Annotated in this window: 16 protein-coding genes; 4 read left to right on the top strand and 12 right to left on the bottom strand. The window is 56.9% G+C overall.

Annotation, left to right across the window (positions count from 1 at the left end):
* Nucleotides 1-98 precede the first annotated feature (98 nt).
* Entirely contained in the window at nt 99-521 is a 423-nt protein-coding gene (locus J5286_RS29575) for a hypothetical protein (RefSeq protein WP_209193551.1), read from the bottom strand.
* A 338-nt stretch (nt 522-859) separates the two neighbouring features.
* On the opposite strand from J5286_RS29575, the gene J5286_RS29570 reads away from it, so the two are divergent.
* Nucleotides 860-1,216, top strand: a complete 357-nt coding sequence (locus J5286_RS29570) for a hypothetical protein (protein WP_209193550.1) — start codon at nt 860-862, stop codon at nt 1,214-1,216.
* A 238-nt stretch (nt 1,217-1,454) separates the two neighbouring features.
* On the opposite strand, the gene J5286_RS29565 is transcribed toward J5286_RS29570, so the two are convergent.
* The gene (locus tag J5286_RS29565) at nt 1,455-2,426 is read right to left on the bottom strand and encodes an MBL fold metallo-hydrolase (RefSeq protein WP_209193549.1); all 972 of its coding nucleotides are present in this window, start codon (nt 2,424-2,426) and stop codon (nt 1,455-1,457) included.
* 248 nt (nt 2,427-2,674) lie between these two features.
* Here J5286_RS29565 and J5286_RS29560 point away from each other — a divergent pair, with 248 nt between their 5' ends.
* Complete coding sequence (locus J5286_RS29560; protein ID WP_348529305.1) at nt 2,675-3,142, top strand: DUF992 domain-containing protein; 468 nt, start codon at nt 2,675-2,677, stop codon at nt 3,140-3,142.
* A 133-nt stretch (nt 3,143-3,275) separates the two neighbouring features.
* Here J5286_RS29560 and J5286_RS29555 read toward each other — a convergent pair whose 3' ends face one another.
* From J5286_RS29555 to J5286_RS29510, 10 genes are all read right to left on the bottom strand, one after another.
* A complete protein-coding gene (locus J5286_RS29555) occupies nt 3,276-3,680 on the bottom strand; it encodes a DUF302 domain-containing protein (protein WP_209193548.1) in 405 nt (134 codons plus the stop codon).
* Nucleotides 3,681-4,411: 731 nt separating this feature from the next.
* The gene (locus J5286_RS29550) at nt 4,412-4,969 is read right to left on the bottom strand and encodes a hemerythrin domain-containing protein (protein ID WP_209193547.1); all 558 of its coding nucleotides are present in this window, start codon (nt 4,967-4,969) and stop codon (nt 4,412-4,414) included.
* A gap of 218 nt (nt 4,970-5,187) precedes the next feature.
* Nucleotides 5,188-6,717 carry an aldehyde dehydrogenase (NADP(+)) gene (locus tag J5286_RS29545; protein WP_209193546.1) on the bottom strand — a complete coding sequence of 510 codons (1,530 nt, stop codon included), beginning with the start codon at nt 6,715-6,717 and terminating at the stop codon, nt 5,188-5,190.
* Between the two features lie 272 nt (nt 6,718-6,989).
* Complete coding sequence (locus J5286_RS29540) at nt 6,990-7,253, bottom strand: hypothetical protein (RefSeq protein ID WP_209193545.1); 264 nt, start codon at nt 7,251-7,253, stop codon at nt 6,990-6,992.
* Between the two features lie 170 nt (nt 7,254-7,423).
* The gene (locus tag J5286_RS29535) at nt 7,424-7,564 is read right to left on the bottom strand and encodes a hypothetical protein (protein ID WP_209193544.1); all 141 of its coding nucleotides are present in this window, start codon (nt 7,562-7,564) and stop codon (nt 7,424-7,426) included.
* A 495-nt stretch (nt 7,565-8,059) separates the two neighbouring features.
* Entirely contained in the window at nt 8,060-8,737 is a 678-nt protein-coding gene (locus J5286_RS29530; protein ID WP_209193543.1) for an energy-coupling factor ABC transporter permease, read from the bottom strand.
* Nucleotides 8,738-8,874: 137 nt separating this feature from the next.
* Nucleotides 8,875-9,621, bottom strand: coding sequence for an aquaporin (locus tag J5286_RS29525; protein ID WP_209193542.1), 747 nt, complete (start codon nt 9,619-9,621; stop codon nt 8,875-8,877).
* The gene (locus J5286_RS29520) at nt 9,596-9,940 is read right to left on the bottom strand and encodes an SH3-like domain-containing protein (RefSeq protein ID WP_209193541.1); all 345 of its coding nucleotides are present in this window, start codon (nt 9,938-9,940) and stop codon (nt 9,596-9,598) included. Before J5286_RS29520 ends, J5286_RS29525 begins: the two co-directional genes overlap by 26 nt.
* Nucleotides 9,940-10,614: a nitrile hydratase subunit alpha gene (locus J5286_RS29515; RefSeq protein WP_209193540.1), complete on the bottom strand. Its 675-nt coding sequence runs from the start codon at nt 10,612-10,614 to the stop codon at nt 9,940-9,942. The genes J5286_RS29520 and J5286_RS29515 overlap by 1 nt, the downstream gene beginning before the upstream one ends.
* Nucleotides 10,607-10,951 (bottom strand): SH3-like domain-containing protein, encoded by a 345-nt coding sequence (locus tag J5286_RS29510; RefSeq protein WP_245206660.1) that lies wholly within the window; start codon nt 10,949-10,951, stop codon nt 10,607-10,609. The genes J5286_RS29515 and J5286_RS29510 overlap by 8 nt, the downstream gene beginning before the upstream one ends.
* A 248-nt stretch (nt 10,952-11,199) precedes the next feature.
* Here J5286_RS29510 and J5286_RS29505 point away from each other — a divergent pair, with 248 nt between their 5' ends.
* Both J5286_RS29505 and poxB read left to right on the top strand, forming a co-directional pair.
* Nucleotides 11,200-11,385 carry a hypothetical protein gene (locus J5286_RS29505; RefSeq protein ID WP_209193538.1) on the top strand — a complete coding sequence of 62 codons (186 nt, stop codon included), beginning with the start codon at nt 11,200-11,202 and terminating at the stop codon, nt 11,383-11,385.
* 207 nt (nt 11,386-11,592) lie between these two features.
* Nucleotides 11,593-13,320 (top strand): ubiquinone-dependent pyruvate dehydrogenase, encoded by a 1,728-nt coding sequence (poxB, locus tag J5286_RS29500; RefSeq protein WP_209193537.1) that lies wholly within the window; start codon nt 11,593-11,595, stop codon nt 13,318-13,320.
* Nucleotides 13,321-13,477: the final 157 nt, after the last annotated feature.

Genomic DNA, 13,477 nt, shown 5'->3' with positions numbered 1-13,477 from the left:
TTACGGGGTACGTATTCGCTGACGGCCGGCACCCCTTATGCGAGACAACAAATCTGTCCTGAACGCCAGTGGAAAGCTCTCAGCACTGCAATAGAGAACTAATCGTTCGCAATCGAGTTGCCTGACAGGTTCATCTTGCGAGAGCGGTGACGAGAATCCAGTTCTTCATTGAATGCTTGACGCCATGCTCGATCAAGGTTTCCATTTTTTAGAACGTGAATGGGAGAATTACCAATATGATGACAGAGAATGATCACCGCCAAGCTTTGCAAAAGAGGATCATGGCGAATCTTCAGCGTCTTTCGCTCGAGGATCTGGAGAAAGTGAGCGCCGCGGTCCACATTGTCGATCCAATAGAGAGAAAGGAAGCTTTCGCGTACCTCAGATCTCTTGCGAAACACAGGAACGCCAAACGGCAATAACCAAGTTAGTTCAGTCTGTCGGCAGCTCACAATGGAGTTGGACCTGGTGAAAGGAAAACCGCGCCAACCGATCGCCGCCGACAGCGCGAGCTCCTCCATTATCAGCGCCCCCAGCTAGTTCTGTCAGGCGGGAGTGCAAAATGATCGATCTCCAAGGTGCACCTACTATTACCGATCAACGGCAAAAGCTTTGAAAGTCGGCGATTGCGAGCTCGTCGCAGAGTACATCCAGGACGAGGTGCCGTGCTGCGGATACCGGCGCGTCACACAGGAGCTTCGGCGAAGAGGCCACCTCGTTAATCAAAATCAGTCGAAGGCGAACTCCGGCGCCGTATCCTACAATTCCACGGACCATCGCGATGACAAAGATTTGTCGGGCCTCAACCCATGACGGGATGTTTCTACCAGGCCATAGTCCGACAATTCGAGAGGTCATCATGCATCTTAGAAAACCATCGCTACTTGCTTTCGCAGTAGCCGCCACCCTTGGCATCACAGTAGTCCACGCCGACGGCCTAAGCGCAAATTCGCCGGCCGCCCTCGAGAAGAGCCTTCGCACATTCAACGGACACTTCGATGTCGAGTACGTCCACAATCGCCTCACGTTGAATGACAGAACCGATGGTCCGCTTGGCATTCCCGACCGCCCGTTGGAAGAAATTCAGCGGATGCGGTCCGCTATTCGAGACAACAAAGACCTGCTGGGCAACCTCACCCAAAAAGGTGTCGCGGTAAGGGACGTGATCAATGCGTATCAGGCCGCTGACGGTAGCATCACGTTCTATGTGCGGTAGATTTTGTTGGATTCTTTGAGCGCGCCGGAATGTGCTCGGCACCTTTTCTTAGAGATGGTCGCGGCAACGCGGCCATCTCTTTTTTCTAGCGTGACCGGTTGATATTCAGGCATTCCTTGCTGCGAGGCAAATAGTCATCGGCACGGTCGCTTTCGCTTCCGTGCCGATGACAATGAAACCTAAATCTTGATTTGTGGCGTCATGCCAGCAGCGGATGCTCTAACGGACGCACGCCTGCTCAGACACCCTCGTACACGAGCTCGGTGAACAGGCCGGGGGTTATAACGAACTGACCCCACTTCTTGTCGAACGCCGACGTCGGCTTTGCCGCGACCACCTCTCCAACAGACATGCCTTGCTTCTTAAGTTTCGCGACGTTGCCACGAACCGCGACGAGCATGTCGTGAAACGCCTTGAGCTCAGCCTTGTTGCTCACAGGGTTTCCATGTCCGGGGACGACAATGGTCTTGTCGTCAGCCATTCGGAGGCTCTTCTCGCATGCCGCGATCTTGCCATCGATGCTGCCGCCGGTCGAGTAGTCGATAAATGGATAGATGCCGTTCCAGTATGTGTCGCCTGTGTGGAGGATGTTCTGATCAACGAAATGTACGCCGACGTCGCTGTCCGTATGGGCTGCTTCGTAGCAGACCAGATGAAGTTTGCATCCCTGGAGCGTGACCTCGTGGTCAGATGAGAACACTTCCGTCGGGATCGCGCCCGTCGGCGATGGGGGGAACGTGAAGTCCCAGTCTGCCACTCGCTGGGTCTCCATCAACCGCTTCTTGGTGTTCTCATGCGCCATGATTGAGGCGCCCTGATCGTGGACCCATTCGTTGCCGTCTGCATGGTCGAAATGCCAGTGGGTGTTGATCAAGTTGGTGACTGGCTGGGCGCCGAGGGCGTTGAGCGCCTGCACGATCTTCGGGCGAGTTGCAGTGATGCCCGCATCGACCATGACCTTGCCGTCTTTCCCGACAAACACGGCGATGTTTCCGCCCGAGCCTTCCAAAACGTAGACGCCGCCGCGAAGTTTGTGTGTCGCTATATCTGCCTTTGCAGCGGCACCCCGGATCATTCCGACGAGCTGATGCGCCTCGGCATAAGCTTCGCGGGGCGAGAGCCAACCGCCTGCAAGGCCGACGGACGCGACACCGATGCAGCAAAGGCAGAAGCCGCGGCGGGATATTTTAGGTGCGATTGAGTTTGCCATGGAATTCCTCCAAAAATGGTTCGGTCGTGAAAGACATCGAAAGTAAAGGCGATGTCTGAGAACCCTTAGAACTCTCCATTGGACTGATATTGTACCATTCGGTGCGCATTCTCCATTTCGCCAAACGGCTAGATCGGCGGGCAGCACTGCCGAAACGGATGCTGCAGGCATCAAACGATACGGCCAATTCGTACAATCTGCGCAGGTGAAGTTGCGCAACTGTTGTGCCGTGAACAATGGAGATCCAAGTGAGCAATAAAGTAATCGCACTCGTAGCCGCCGCCCTAGTCTCGTCTTTCTACCCGGCGTCAGCAGCCCGTATCCAGGCCGGCACACTGACCTGCGACGTGTCGGCAGGGATTGGCAAGATCCTGGTCGCGCAGCAGGACGTCGACTGCACGTTCAAGCCGACCACGGGGGCGCCGGAGCACTATCGAGGAACAATCGCAAAATTTGGCCTGGAAATTGGTCAGATCCGCGAAGCATCCCTCGTATGGTTCGTTTACGGGGCGACAAGCCTCGATGCGGGCGCGCTCGCCGGCGACTATGTAGGTATCAATGCCGACGCGACAATCGGTGTCGGTCTCGGCGCTAACGTGCTCGGTGGCGGGCAAGGAAAGTCCATCGCACTGCAGCCGGTGTCCGTTCAGTCTGAGCAGGGCGTCAATGTTGCCGTCGGCACAGAAGAACTCAAACTTCAGTTCGTCGCAAAGTAACTGCGGTTCAATAAGAGCGACCACGGAATCCTTGTGCGTTCCGTGGTCGTTCTTCGATGTCTGATCTGTCCCTCGCCGCCGATCCGGGTGCCTCGATGCAGGGGCGGGTGGATGGTCTTTCGGAGAACGACAGCTACAGCGCCTCCCCAGTAGCCTCCTGAGCTATTCGATAAACCACCTGCTGCATTTTCGCTACGACCTCCAGGTCGGTCACGCGATAATGCGCCGCTAGGTCGATCGGATCTTGCACGTCGACCACCGTCTCGCCCTTGGCCGAACCTCTCACGAGCGCTTTCAATGGTAGGTCAAGTCCGATGCGTTGGTCGGATTGCAGTAGCAGTGTGCCGACCTTAGGATTCCCGAAGATCAGCAGTTCGGTCGCCTCAAGATCCATGCCCACTTTGTCGGCGTCGGCCGCAAAATTTACACGGCAGAAAATCGTCATACCTCGATCCAAAGCCGCTCGCTCGAGCCTGTCCATCGTCTCCGCAGGGTCGAACTTGCTGCGAATGGAGAGGTGCTCCACGTTCTTTCTCATAAGTATACGCCTTCCTATCTATGTAATCGCAGTGACGGATTTCGAACACGGCGCGGGTGCCAGCGTCTTCGACAATAGAAGCTGAAGCGTGGTTTGACTTGGCCGATTCCACCCCGGCCGTTATACGCGCGCAAAGCGGTATGACGAGACATCGCGCTGCGAACGCAGAGCGCCGGCTTCGCAGTCACTCTCTACTCGGCAATGTTTGACTATGACGGTTGCCTCGCTCCGCCTGCGTAGCAAAGTCACGTTCAAGCCGAATGATACAAGCCCGTGGCGCCGACAGAGGCTACTTCTCAAAGCGACCTCAACAATCCAAGGGTACCGTTTGATGCGCTCATCGACACTTGCTGCACTTTTCGTGTTACTGCCCACTCTTGCGGGGGCTCAATCGCTTGGCGACCAAGACAACTCCGGTCGGTTCGAGGGCATGCCTCCGGGGACCGATCGCTACCGCGACGACAGCAACAGCGGATCGTTTTTGCTTCCTTTGGAAGCCTCTGGTGGTGATCAAGCTTTCGAGCCGCACACGATTCCCACTGCTTGCGTGCACTCATTAAAGTCTGCTCGGAAGGTGACGCCGGCCGAGAGAACCAAAGCTGCGTGTCGTTAGATGCCTGACCGAACGTACCATGCGGCCGGCGTTCATCTGTGGGCGTCTGCCCCTGGAAAAGACTAGTTTCTAGCGCGGCCACCCTGTCGCTCTTCGTTTCTGCCAACTAACCGCGTCCTCATAAGAGGCCATAGTACCCTATGGCCTCTTCGAGCTCGGTCTGTTCATAGTTGAAATGCGATCCGACAGCCCTGTAGAGCGCCTCGAAGGTACTACGCGTTCGCACGAAATTTGCTGAGGACGGCTCTGTCTGAAGATCAACGACATTCATAGCCAGCGTTTCCAGAAGTCGGTGGATGACCGCGTGTTCTTCAGTAAGGCGCGCAATGACTCTTTTGAACTCCTCGCCACCATTCTGTGCAATCGCGGGGAAGATCTCGTTGTCCTCGGATGTATGATGGAAATCGAGGAATTGGCATTCGCGACCGCAGAGATTTCCAAATCTGCGGTAGTTGTCCAGCAACTCTAGCGAAGTGACCTGCTCGGCTAGATCCGTAGCAGCGGCTTCACCCTGTTGCACGCGTTCCATCATCTCCTTTGTTTCATCGAGCGCCGAGAGGTGCATCGCGTGAATCGCGGCGAGCCTGCGCCCGACCGATCGATGCTGCTCGGTCGCTCCGCGGATCGGGGGTGCTTTGGGTCGTTGGCTTTCGTCGAAGAGATCGAAAACGTTCATGGTGGGAACGGACTCCAGGTTCGGTATGACTGGGGAAACCCGCACCGCAAAAGCATCGTCACCAACCGTCGAAGATCGATTTGCATGGGTAATGAGCTGCGCGAGTTGGTGACATCCGAGTTGATAAAATGGTCGGGAGGGATCGTAACTCCGAGACCCTAGAACAAGACCGTCCCGTTGCCACACCCCCGAAGGAGGTGTGGCTACTGAACCGCGGTTCACTTATCGCGGAAGGCCGCCGGCGTCAGGGCTGGCGGGAAGTCTTGGTAGCAAACCGGCCGCAGAAAGCGGTAGATTGCCAGAGTGCCGACCGACGTCGATCTGCCGTCGGAGGTCGCGGGGAATGGGCCGCCGTGAACCATCGCGGGTGAGACCTCGACCCCCGTCGCAAAGTTGTTCACTAAAATTCGGCCTGCCAACAGTTCGAGCGAGGGTAGGAGCCGTTGTGCCAACTCAGTGTCAGCCTCGTCCATTTGCAGCGCTACGGTAAGCTGCCCCTCGAGTGAGGCGAGCACTTGCTCGAATTCCTCTTGGTGAGCGCACCTGACTACCAGGCTCGCTGCCCCAAAAATCTCTTCCTGAAGCTCCGGGTCGCTCAGCACCGCAGATCCGGTCGTCGAGAAAAGGACAGCCTGACCCTCCAGCGAAGTCCCTGCGGCTCCGCGTCCAGCCACAGTAACGGTCGATTTGGCTTCCATCTTGGCAGTCCGGCCTTTGAAGGCGTCACAGATACCTGCTGTCAACATCGTCTGCGCGGCGGCCTCGGCGATATACGATGCGGCTGCGGACACGAACTCTTCTGCGCCCGGCCCATCGACAATGAGGATCAGTCCAGGATTTGTGCAGAATTGGCCGGCTCCGAGTGTCAGCGACCCGATGAAGCTTTTCGCAATTTCGTCCCCCCGATTTTTCAGAGCGGACGGAAAAATAATCACGGGGTTGATGCTGCTCATTTCGGCGTAGACGGGGATCGGCTGCTTCCGCTTTGCGGCGATGTCCGCCAGAGCCAGCCCTCCACGCCGGGAGCCAGTGAAACCAACAGCGCGAACCCGGTGGTCGGCAACAAGGGCTTGCCCCACTTCGAAGCCGGCGTCGAACAGCAAACTAAAGACACCTGGAGCGAAGCCGGAGTCGGCGACGGCTCGCTGAACGGCCTTTCCAACGAGTTCCGACGTCCCCGGATGCGCTGAATGCGCTTTGACGATGACCGGACAGCCTGCAGCAAGAGCAGACGCGGTGTCTCCTCCTGCCACCGAAAACGCCAGGGGGAAGTTCGAAGATCCGAACACCGCAACTGGTCCGAGAGCGATGTTGCGAAGCTTCAGGTCCGGCTTGGCAAGCGGTTTTCTAGTTGGGTCAGCGGGATCGAAGCGGAGCTCCTGGAAGCGGCCTTCGCGAACTTCGTTGGCGAAAAGCCGCAACTGACCGACGGTTCGCGCTCGCTCACCCTCGATCCGGCTCTTGGGAAGTCCAGTCTCCGCGCTTGCCCTGTCCACTAGCTCGTTGCCGAGGGCCAGAATGTTCGAAGCGATACGCTCCAAGAAGAGCGCTCGCTCATGAAGGGGCGTTTCGCGATACGTCCGAAAGGCTTCCCAGGACAAAGCCAGCGCCTTTTCGACATCTTCGGTCGTCGCGCCATGAAAGGCTTTTCCAAGCCTGTTGCCTGAAGTCTGTTCGATTGCGAAAAAGGCGGCGCCTTTCCCTATCGAGCTTCCGTTCCCAATCAAAAGTTCGCCGTTAACGGCCATCTTTGCCTCCATGATTTGAACCCGCCCTGAGCCAAACTCTGAGCGACGTCCGCCGTGATACTCAGCACTTCTTAGCAAGGAATCTGTGTCTGAAATTGGCGTATCCGCTCGTGCACGGACACGAAGTCAGCTGCATCATACAAGATCCAGCGATAGCGTGCCTCTATCCCTCCGCTTGGCTGCGCAGGCGACCTATCGAGCATTGTGGCTCAGGTCGTTGCCCGGTCAGACAGCGCCAAGATCGAGCCAAACCCGGCGGTCAACAACGGCGCTCAACCCGTTGAAAGGCAGAAAATGCTTCTAAAATCCGTAATGGTGTCGCTAGTGGTCGCCACATCCATCAGCCCTGCGTTTGCATCCAGCGATGGTGCTTGGAGCGCGATGTTGGCCAAAGCCAACGGCACATGCATTGGCCTATCCACATTGAACACGCCGGAGGCGTCTCGTCCGGTGGTTTTCGACGACAGCGTCGGGAAAATCGCCATTCTACTGCGAGGAGAAATGGGACGCGGGAAATCGAAGGCCAGGGTCAGCATGATATGTCTCTACGACAAGCGCACTGGCAGGGCGGCAGTTTCCGAATATCAGTGGCTTGGGAACTAAGGTAGACGCTTGCAGGCGGCTCGTCCCGTAGGCTGGCCGCCTAGCATCTACCCGGCTGAAGATCGGTCTGCGAAGAAACGGCGTCCGCTAGAAGCGATCCCCTTCACACTCGATTCAGAGCGATGACGAGCGCCAGCACGCCCAGGCTGAAGCAGTACAGGCTGGCGACGATATGAAGGCTGGGCAGGGCATTGGCTCTGCTTGCAGCGTTGCTGCGTCGCTGGTTCGACGAATGAGACTTCATGGTTGACCTTCCTTCGAATTTGCACGATTGCCACGCGACGGTCTCATTGGGGTTTCTTTTGAGAGAAAATCGCGTTCATCGTGACGCTTGCTCCGAGGGATAGTGCCTGTGACAAGCTTGTCGGCTTTTGTGTTTGGCACCGGTTCGTCCTTCGGAAAAATAAGGTCCGGGAACCACGAGGCTGAAGCGCTACCGATCGGCACGGTAAGCACGAAAGTTACCAGAAGAGCAGTTGTCAGGTAGCCTCGGCTTCGATGATTTTTCTTGTGCATACGTGGTTCCTCGCTTTGATTGCCAGTGGGATTGGGTTCGTCAGTGAGGCCAGGATAGGGGACCGTTCGAAGGTGGGGTATTCTATACAAGTTTCGTTTGGTAACCCCTTGGTATGATGAAGATCATCCCGAACGCCTCTAAACGAGGAACGGGGAAACGCGTGAGGGCGCGAAACGATCGCGCCCTCTTCTCGATAACTGTCGCGCCACTAGTGGCCGTTCTTCAACCTTGTCCGAGCAGCCGTGGTTCGAAGAACCTGCTCCGAGTGACATTCGCGCTCGACTTGGCAACCGCAAGGACGACCAGATCTGCTAGCGGCTCAATTGTGATGACCGCCATGTAGGCAAGCCCAAAAGTGCCGATCGAAGCTAGATTATCCGCGCCCATCCCATGGCCATAGAGCGCCCAGAACGCGACCCATGTAACGATACCTGCCTGATAGGCGACAGATAGGGTCAGCGCCTGGCGGTAGGTAAGGTCGACGTAGCGTATTCCGGGCGCAATAGCTTGAACGGCCACAGCCCGCAGAGCAAATAGAGGCACGAGAAGCGTGGTTACGTTCATGCCATATTGCGGCAGATCATACGGTGCGAAGAACATTCCCTGCGTGAGCAGACCAAGTGCGAGCCCGATCGCCGCAGGGGCCATGCCAAACAGCAGAAACAGAGTGGATCCGAGGATGAGATGTACTTCGGAAACGCCTACGGGGTAGTGTGGCAAAACCTCGAAGAAGCAGAAAACCAGCGCCGTCGTAACGACGCTTCTCACAGCGAGGGACAGAACGCCGCCTCGGCGGATTTCGTCCGCTGCGAGCTTCAGCGCAAACAGCCCCGATGCTCCTGCTGTCGCGTAGCTGAGTACGATTTTGGAACTGTCTACTATTCCTGGTTCGATATGCATGGCTGTCTCCAAAGCGAGTGGCGTTTGTTCAAGGGATGATAGAATTCAAGGTCATTTCTGTCGCAGGATGTGCCCCTGCGACACTCGGCATAATCGCGCCTCCGAATGCCGATGGCATTCGGAGGGCAGCCCGCCATCTACCCGGAAAGGGGCGTGTCGGCGGCGAATGCTATCTTGTTGATGGCCATAGCGATGAACATTCCGACTATCTGTGCCACAACAAAAGCGGCGGCAGTGACTGGCGAAAGCCCAGCAAGGCCCGGCGCGAAGATAGCTGCAAGGGTGACAGCCGGGTTTGCATATGAGGTGGAAGGAGTGGCGATTATAGCCGCCACCAACCATGCCCCGACGGCGAACGGTCCGGTGTCCCATTTCGTACTGCGCGCGCATCCCAGCACGATCGTCATCAATCCGGCCGCGGCCACGGCTTCACTTAGAAAGTTCCCCATGGATGGAGCAGCGGCCAAGTCAGTGCGAAGCGGGTAGCCGAACATCGTAGCAGCAACCAAAGCGCCGAGAATGCCGCCTATTGTCTGCCCGACGATGTACGCAACCGAACAGGCGACGCCACGCTCACCATTGAGGTACTGCGCAAGCGTGATCAGCGGGTTGAAATGGCCTCCGGAAACTTTCCCGAGGGCAACTATCAATCCGACAAGTGCCCCTGCGATCGAAACTGCGACGAGCAGAGACGCAGCCAGTGACTCGGCAGGCACGTGCTTGGACGCAGCTATGCCTGATCCGATCATCGCGGCTACAAGGAACGCTGTTCCCACCGCTTCGACGAACGCGCGCCTGAAGATTGGCAGTTGGGGGTTGTGCTCGAAGAAGCTGGGAATTACGCCCGGTTCGCCGGACCTAGCTGTGTTGCGGGCTTGGGACATCGGAAAACCTTGCTTCGACTTCCGACATCTTTGTCGCCAACTCTTCAGGGGTCAAAATGCCCTTCTGGAAGAGAATGTTGGCAAAGGCGACGATCCAGCGTTCGTAGTACGAGAGTTTTCCGATCATCTCAGCGCCGAGAGCCTCTACGCCTCGTCGCTTCTCTTCAGTATTGATGATCTTGTGGAAGTCGAGGACGTCAGCCAATGCATGGCATCGTTTTTCCCAAGGCAACAGCTCGTGTTCAACGCGTTCGATCTTACCCGCTTCGTCGCCACCGATATCGTTGGGAAGCTTTCTTACCAGAGTTTCGGAACCCATCACGCCGCCTCCTTCTTGTAATCGACTTGGATGACGCCAATCATGGCGTCACGCGTAACCAAGTCGGCTAGTTGTACCTCGGTTAGATGCTCAGTCCCGGCCGGCCGCATGGGCAGGACAAGATAGCGGATGATCGCAGTGGAATCGCTGACCCGGATCTCGACGTCGTCGGGTATGGACGTTCCAAACTCCTCCAAAACCGCTCGTGGCTCGTAAACGGCACGAGCGCGATAAGGCTTGAGCTTGTACCAGTCGGGCGGAAGTCCGAGAACCGGGCGCGGATAGCAGGAGCAGAGTGTGCAAACGATCAGATTATGCACATCCGGCGTGTTTTCCAGGACGATCAACTGAGTGTCATCATAGAATGTGATGCCCAGTTCTTCGCATCCAGACCGCCCATTTGCGAGGAGACGAGATTTAAACTCGGGGTCTGTCCAGGCTCTCGCGACGACTTTTGCCCCAAGGGCTGGAGTCCGGGAGTCGAGCACTTCGATCTGACGACGGATCTCGTCGGCTCCGAAAAGCTTACGCTCCGTTAGCAGTTCCCGAACCGACGTCTCCATCAGATCGAAGTAGCCTGGCTTCTCGTCGGCAGTGATAGGTGCATGATCATGGTGGTGGTCATGATCATGATCGTGATCGTGGTCATGATCGTGGTCGTGCTGATCAGACATTGGACAGTTTCTCCAGCCAGTTTTCAAAGATCTCAATTCGAAGGCCGTCGTTGGGCGAGCCCTCGTAGTCCGGCCAAATCTCGGTCATCGGGATGGCGACGCGGTAGTAATGGCCCTTGGAGCCCGCGTTGCGACCGTATCCCTCTTCCTCATTATCAACGGCCATTACCGGCATGATGGCCTCGATCTTTCCGCGCTTGCCACGGAGGTAGGTCGGCATCCTGTAGTGGCCGATCGGCGAACGGGTTGCGATCGAAACATCGTCACCCTCGTGGAAACTTGGAACCTCACCCTGAGCCGGGACAATGCCGGCGATTTTTTCGATTGCAGCTTTCAACCGACCCTCCATCAAATGTGTTGAGTTGGTCTAGGGCGTCGCCAAGCGAGTTTATTGTAAAATTCGGCGCTTGCGGACTGCGCTTCGTGCTCGCGCACGTTTCTCAAGTGGGCTCGCTGATTTTGGTGCGTGATGAATCGATCAGGCCTAGATCGGTTGTCGCTGCGTGCGAAAACAGGATTGGATCATCCAAGATTCGTCGCTCCAACCACGTTCTAGTCCCGCAATGATCAATGGAGCACATCACCATGAGCAACAAATTTGACCCATCGACTGAGCAGGTCAGGGACGGGGTGGAAGTCTTGCCGGAGTTTGCGGACATCGCGCTGGAATTACCGCCAGCCGTCAAATCAAAGCCGGAAGAACTGCTTGACGAGGCGCTGGTGGAATCATTTCCGGCTAGCGACCCGATGGCATCGGGACGAATGGAATAGAAAGACCGACGTGCGGAACTTTCGCCGCGTCTCGAAAGCGCGGCGTCTTTTCCAAAGTCGAGCTCGAATTTCAGCTTAACGCCGAAGTTCGGTGCAAACGTGATGACCGCGTTGGCAGCCGCGATGCTAAATTGTCTGAGCAACTTTCTGGCTCATCCCGGCTAGCCGACTTTTTAGGGGCAGCGCTCACGCAGAAATGAGGTTCTCATGGCAAGGCAGACTATAGCTGAGTTGATCGTTGACACGCTCGAAGCAGCAGGCGTGAAGCGCATTTACGGCGTCACCGGAGACTCGTTGAACGGGTTAAGCGATGCCCTCCGGCGCAAGGGTACAATCGAATGGATACATATGAGACACGAGGAGGCGGCTGCGTTTGCGGCTGGTGCGGAGGCCCAGCTTACCGGGGGGCTGGCCGTCTGCGCAGGTAGTTGCGGTCCCGGCAATCTCCACCTTATCAACGGCCTCTACGACTGCCATCGCAGCGGTGCGAGGGTGCTCGCCATTGCAGCTCAAATACCGAGCTCCGAGATTGGCAGCGGATATTTTCAGGAAACGCACCCCGAAAAGATTTTTGCCGAGTGTAGCCACTATACCGAATTGATTTCAACGACGCACGTCATGCCGAGAGTGCTCGACGTTGCCATACGCCAAGCGGTCTCAAAGCGCGGTGTTTCAGTAATCGTAATGCCCGGCGACATCGCGATGGAAAAGGTGGACGCGATTGAACCGGGGCGTTGGGTCGTGCCATCCGATCCTACTGTCGTGCCGCATTCGGAAGATATCGCCAAAGCGGTATCCCTTCTCGACGCCGCCGAGCGGGTGACAATTCTTGCAGGGGCGGGCTGCGCCGGCGCTCACGACCAAGTCGTCAAACTGGCCGAGATTTTGAAAGCGCCAGTCGTTCACGCCTTGCGAGGAAAAGAACATCTTGAATGGGAGAACCCCTACGACGTGGGCATGACGGGGCTGATTGGTTTCGCCTCCGGATATCACGCGATGAAGCAGTGCGATACGCTGCTCATGCTTGGCACCGACTTCCCATATCGGCAGTTCTATCCGGGTGACGCAAAGGTCATCCAGATTGATATCGATGGCTCGAGGCTCGGCCGGAGGACGAGGTTGAACCTAGGCTTGACCGGAGACGTCGCCGCGACGGTCGAGGCGTTGATCGCCAAGGTGGAAATCAAGAATAACCACGATCATCTGCAGCATGCCCTCGACAACTACGTGCAAGCGCGTGAAGGACTTGACGAGCTCGCCACACCAGGAAAGCACGGCCAGCCCATCCATCCGCAATACGTCGCTAGACTTGTGAGCGAGATCGCAGATGAAGACGCGGTGTTCACTTGCGACGTCGGCACTCCGACTGTTTGGGCAGCGCGCTATCTTAAAATGAACGGCAAGCGCCGCCTGCTTGGGTCCTTTGTCCATGGTTCGATGGCAAACGCCATGGTGCAAGCTATTGGTGCGCAGGTCGCCTTTCCTGGACGCCAGACGATCAGTTTGTCCGGCGACGGTGGCTTCGCAATGCTGATGGGGGATCTCCTCACGATCCGTCAGCTAAATCTTCCAGTGAAGATCGTCATCATCAACAACGGCGTGCTTGGGTTCGTTGATATGGAGATGAAAGCCGCCGGGTTCCTTCCGTCTAATGTAGAGCTCGCCAACCCGGATTTTGCCGCGATGGCGCAGGCAGGTGGAATCATGGGTATCAGGGTCGAACAGGCCGCAGATTTGGAGCGCTCGCTGAGGACCGCTTTCGCGTATGATGGTCCAGTCGTCGTGGATGTCGTGACAAACCGGGACGAACTCGCCATGCCCCCCAAGGTTACACTGGAGCAGATCGGGGGCTTTAGCTTATGGATGGCGAAGGCCGTTATGAGCGGTCGCGGAGACTCCGTCCTGGACTTGGCGAAATCGAACGTTCGCTGGTAGCACTGACACGCCAGGGCCGATGCGCAGGGGGAAGAAATGAGCGGCATTTGCCTTTCGCGCGGTGCCGTTCGCCTTCAAACATGGTCTGCGGGCAAATAGCGAATCCTACAATAATCAGAGCCGCAGCAGGTGTTTGCTCGTTTAGCAAAGGAGAGCA

The organism is Rhizobium sp. 16-488-2b, assembly GCF_017741815.1.
Lineage (GTDB): Bacteria > Pseudomonadota > Alphaproteobacteria > Rhizobiales > Rhizobiaceae > Rhizobium.
The sequence above is the reverse complement of the archived record's forward strand: the minus strand, read 5'-3'. Positions and strand labels throughout refer to the sequence as shown.

Bases quoted from the DNA above. Each gene is read 5' to 3' on its own strand.
- J5286_RS29575 (WP_209193551.1), bottom strand. From the start codon at position 521: ATGGAGGAGCTCGCGCTGTCGGCGGCGATCGGTTGGCGCGGTTTTCCT.
- J5286_RS29570 (WP_209193550.1), top strand. From the start codon at position 860: ATGCATCTTAGAAAACCATCGCTACTTGCTTTCGCAGTAGCCGCCACC.
- J5286_RS29565 (WP_209193549.1), bottom strand. From the start codon at position 2,426: ATGGCAAACTCAATCGCACCTAAAATATCCCGCCGCGGCTTCTGCCTT.
- J5286_RS29555 (WP_209193548.1), bottom strand. From the start codon at position 3,680: ATGAGAAAGAACGTGGAGCACCTCTCCATTCGCAGCAAGTTCGACCCT.
- J5286_RS29550 (WP_209193547.1), bottom strand. From the start codon at position 4,969: ATGAACGTTTTCGATCTCTTCGACGAAAGCCAACGACCCAAAGCACCC.
- J5286_RS29545 (WP_209193546.1), bottom strand. From the start codon at position 6,717: ATGGCCGTTAACGGCGAACTTTTGATTGGGAACGGAAGCTCGATAGGG.
- J5286_RS29540 (WP_209193545.1), bottom strand. From the start codon at position 7,253: ATGCTGACCCTGGCCTTCGATTTCCCGCGTCCCATTTCTCCTCGCAGT.
- J5286_RS29535 (WP_209193544.1), bottom strand. From the start codon at position 7,564: ATGAAGTCTCATTCGTCGAACCAGCGACGCAGCAACGCTGCAAGCAGA.
- J5286_RS29530 (WP_209193543.1), bottom strand. From the start codon at position 8,737: ATGCATATCGAACCAGGAATAGTAGACAGTTCCAAAATCGTACTCAGC.
- J5286_RS29525 (WP_209193542.1), bottom strand. From the start codon at position 9,621: ATGTCCCAAGCCCGCAACACAGCTAGGTCCGGCGAACCGGGCGTAATT.
- J5286_RS29520 (WP_209193541.1), bottom strand. From the start codon at position 9,940: ATGGGTTCCGAAACTCTGGTAAGAAAGCTTCCCAACGATATCGGTGGC.
- J5286_RS29515 (WP_209193540.1), bottom strand. From the start codon at position 10,614: ATGTCTGATCAGCACGACCACGATCATGACCACGATCACGATCATGAT.
- J5286_RS29505 (WP_209193538.1), top strand. From the start codon at position 11,200: ATGAGCAACAAATTTGACCCATCGACTGAGCAGGTCAGGGACGGGGTG.
- poxB (WP_209193537.1), top strand. From the start codon at position 11,593: ATGGCAAGGCAGACTATAGCTGAGTTGATCGTTGACACGCTCGAAGCA.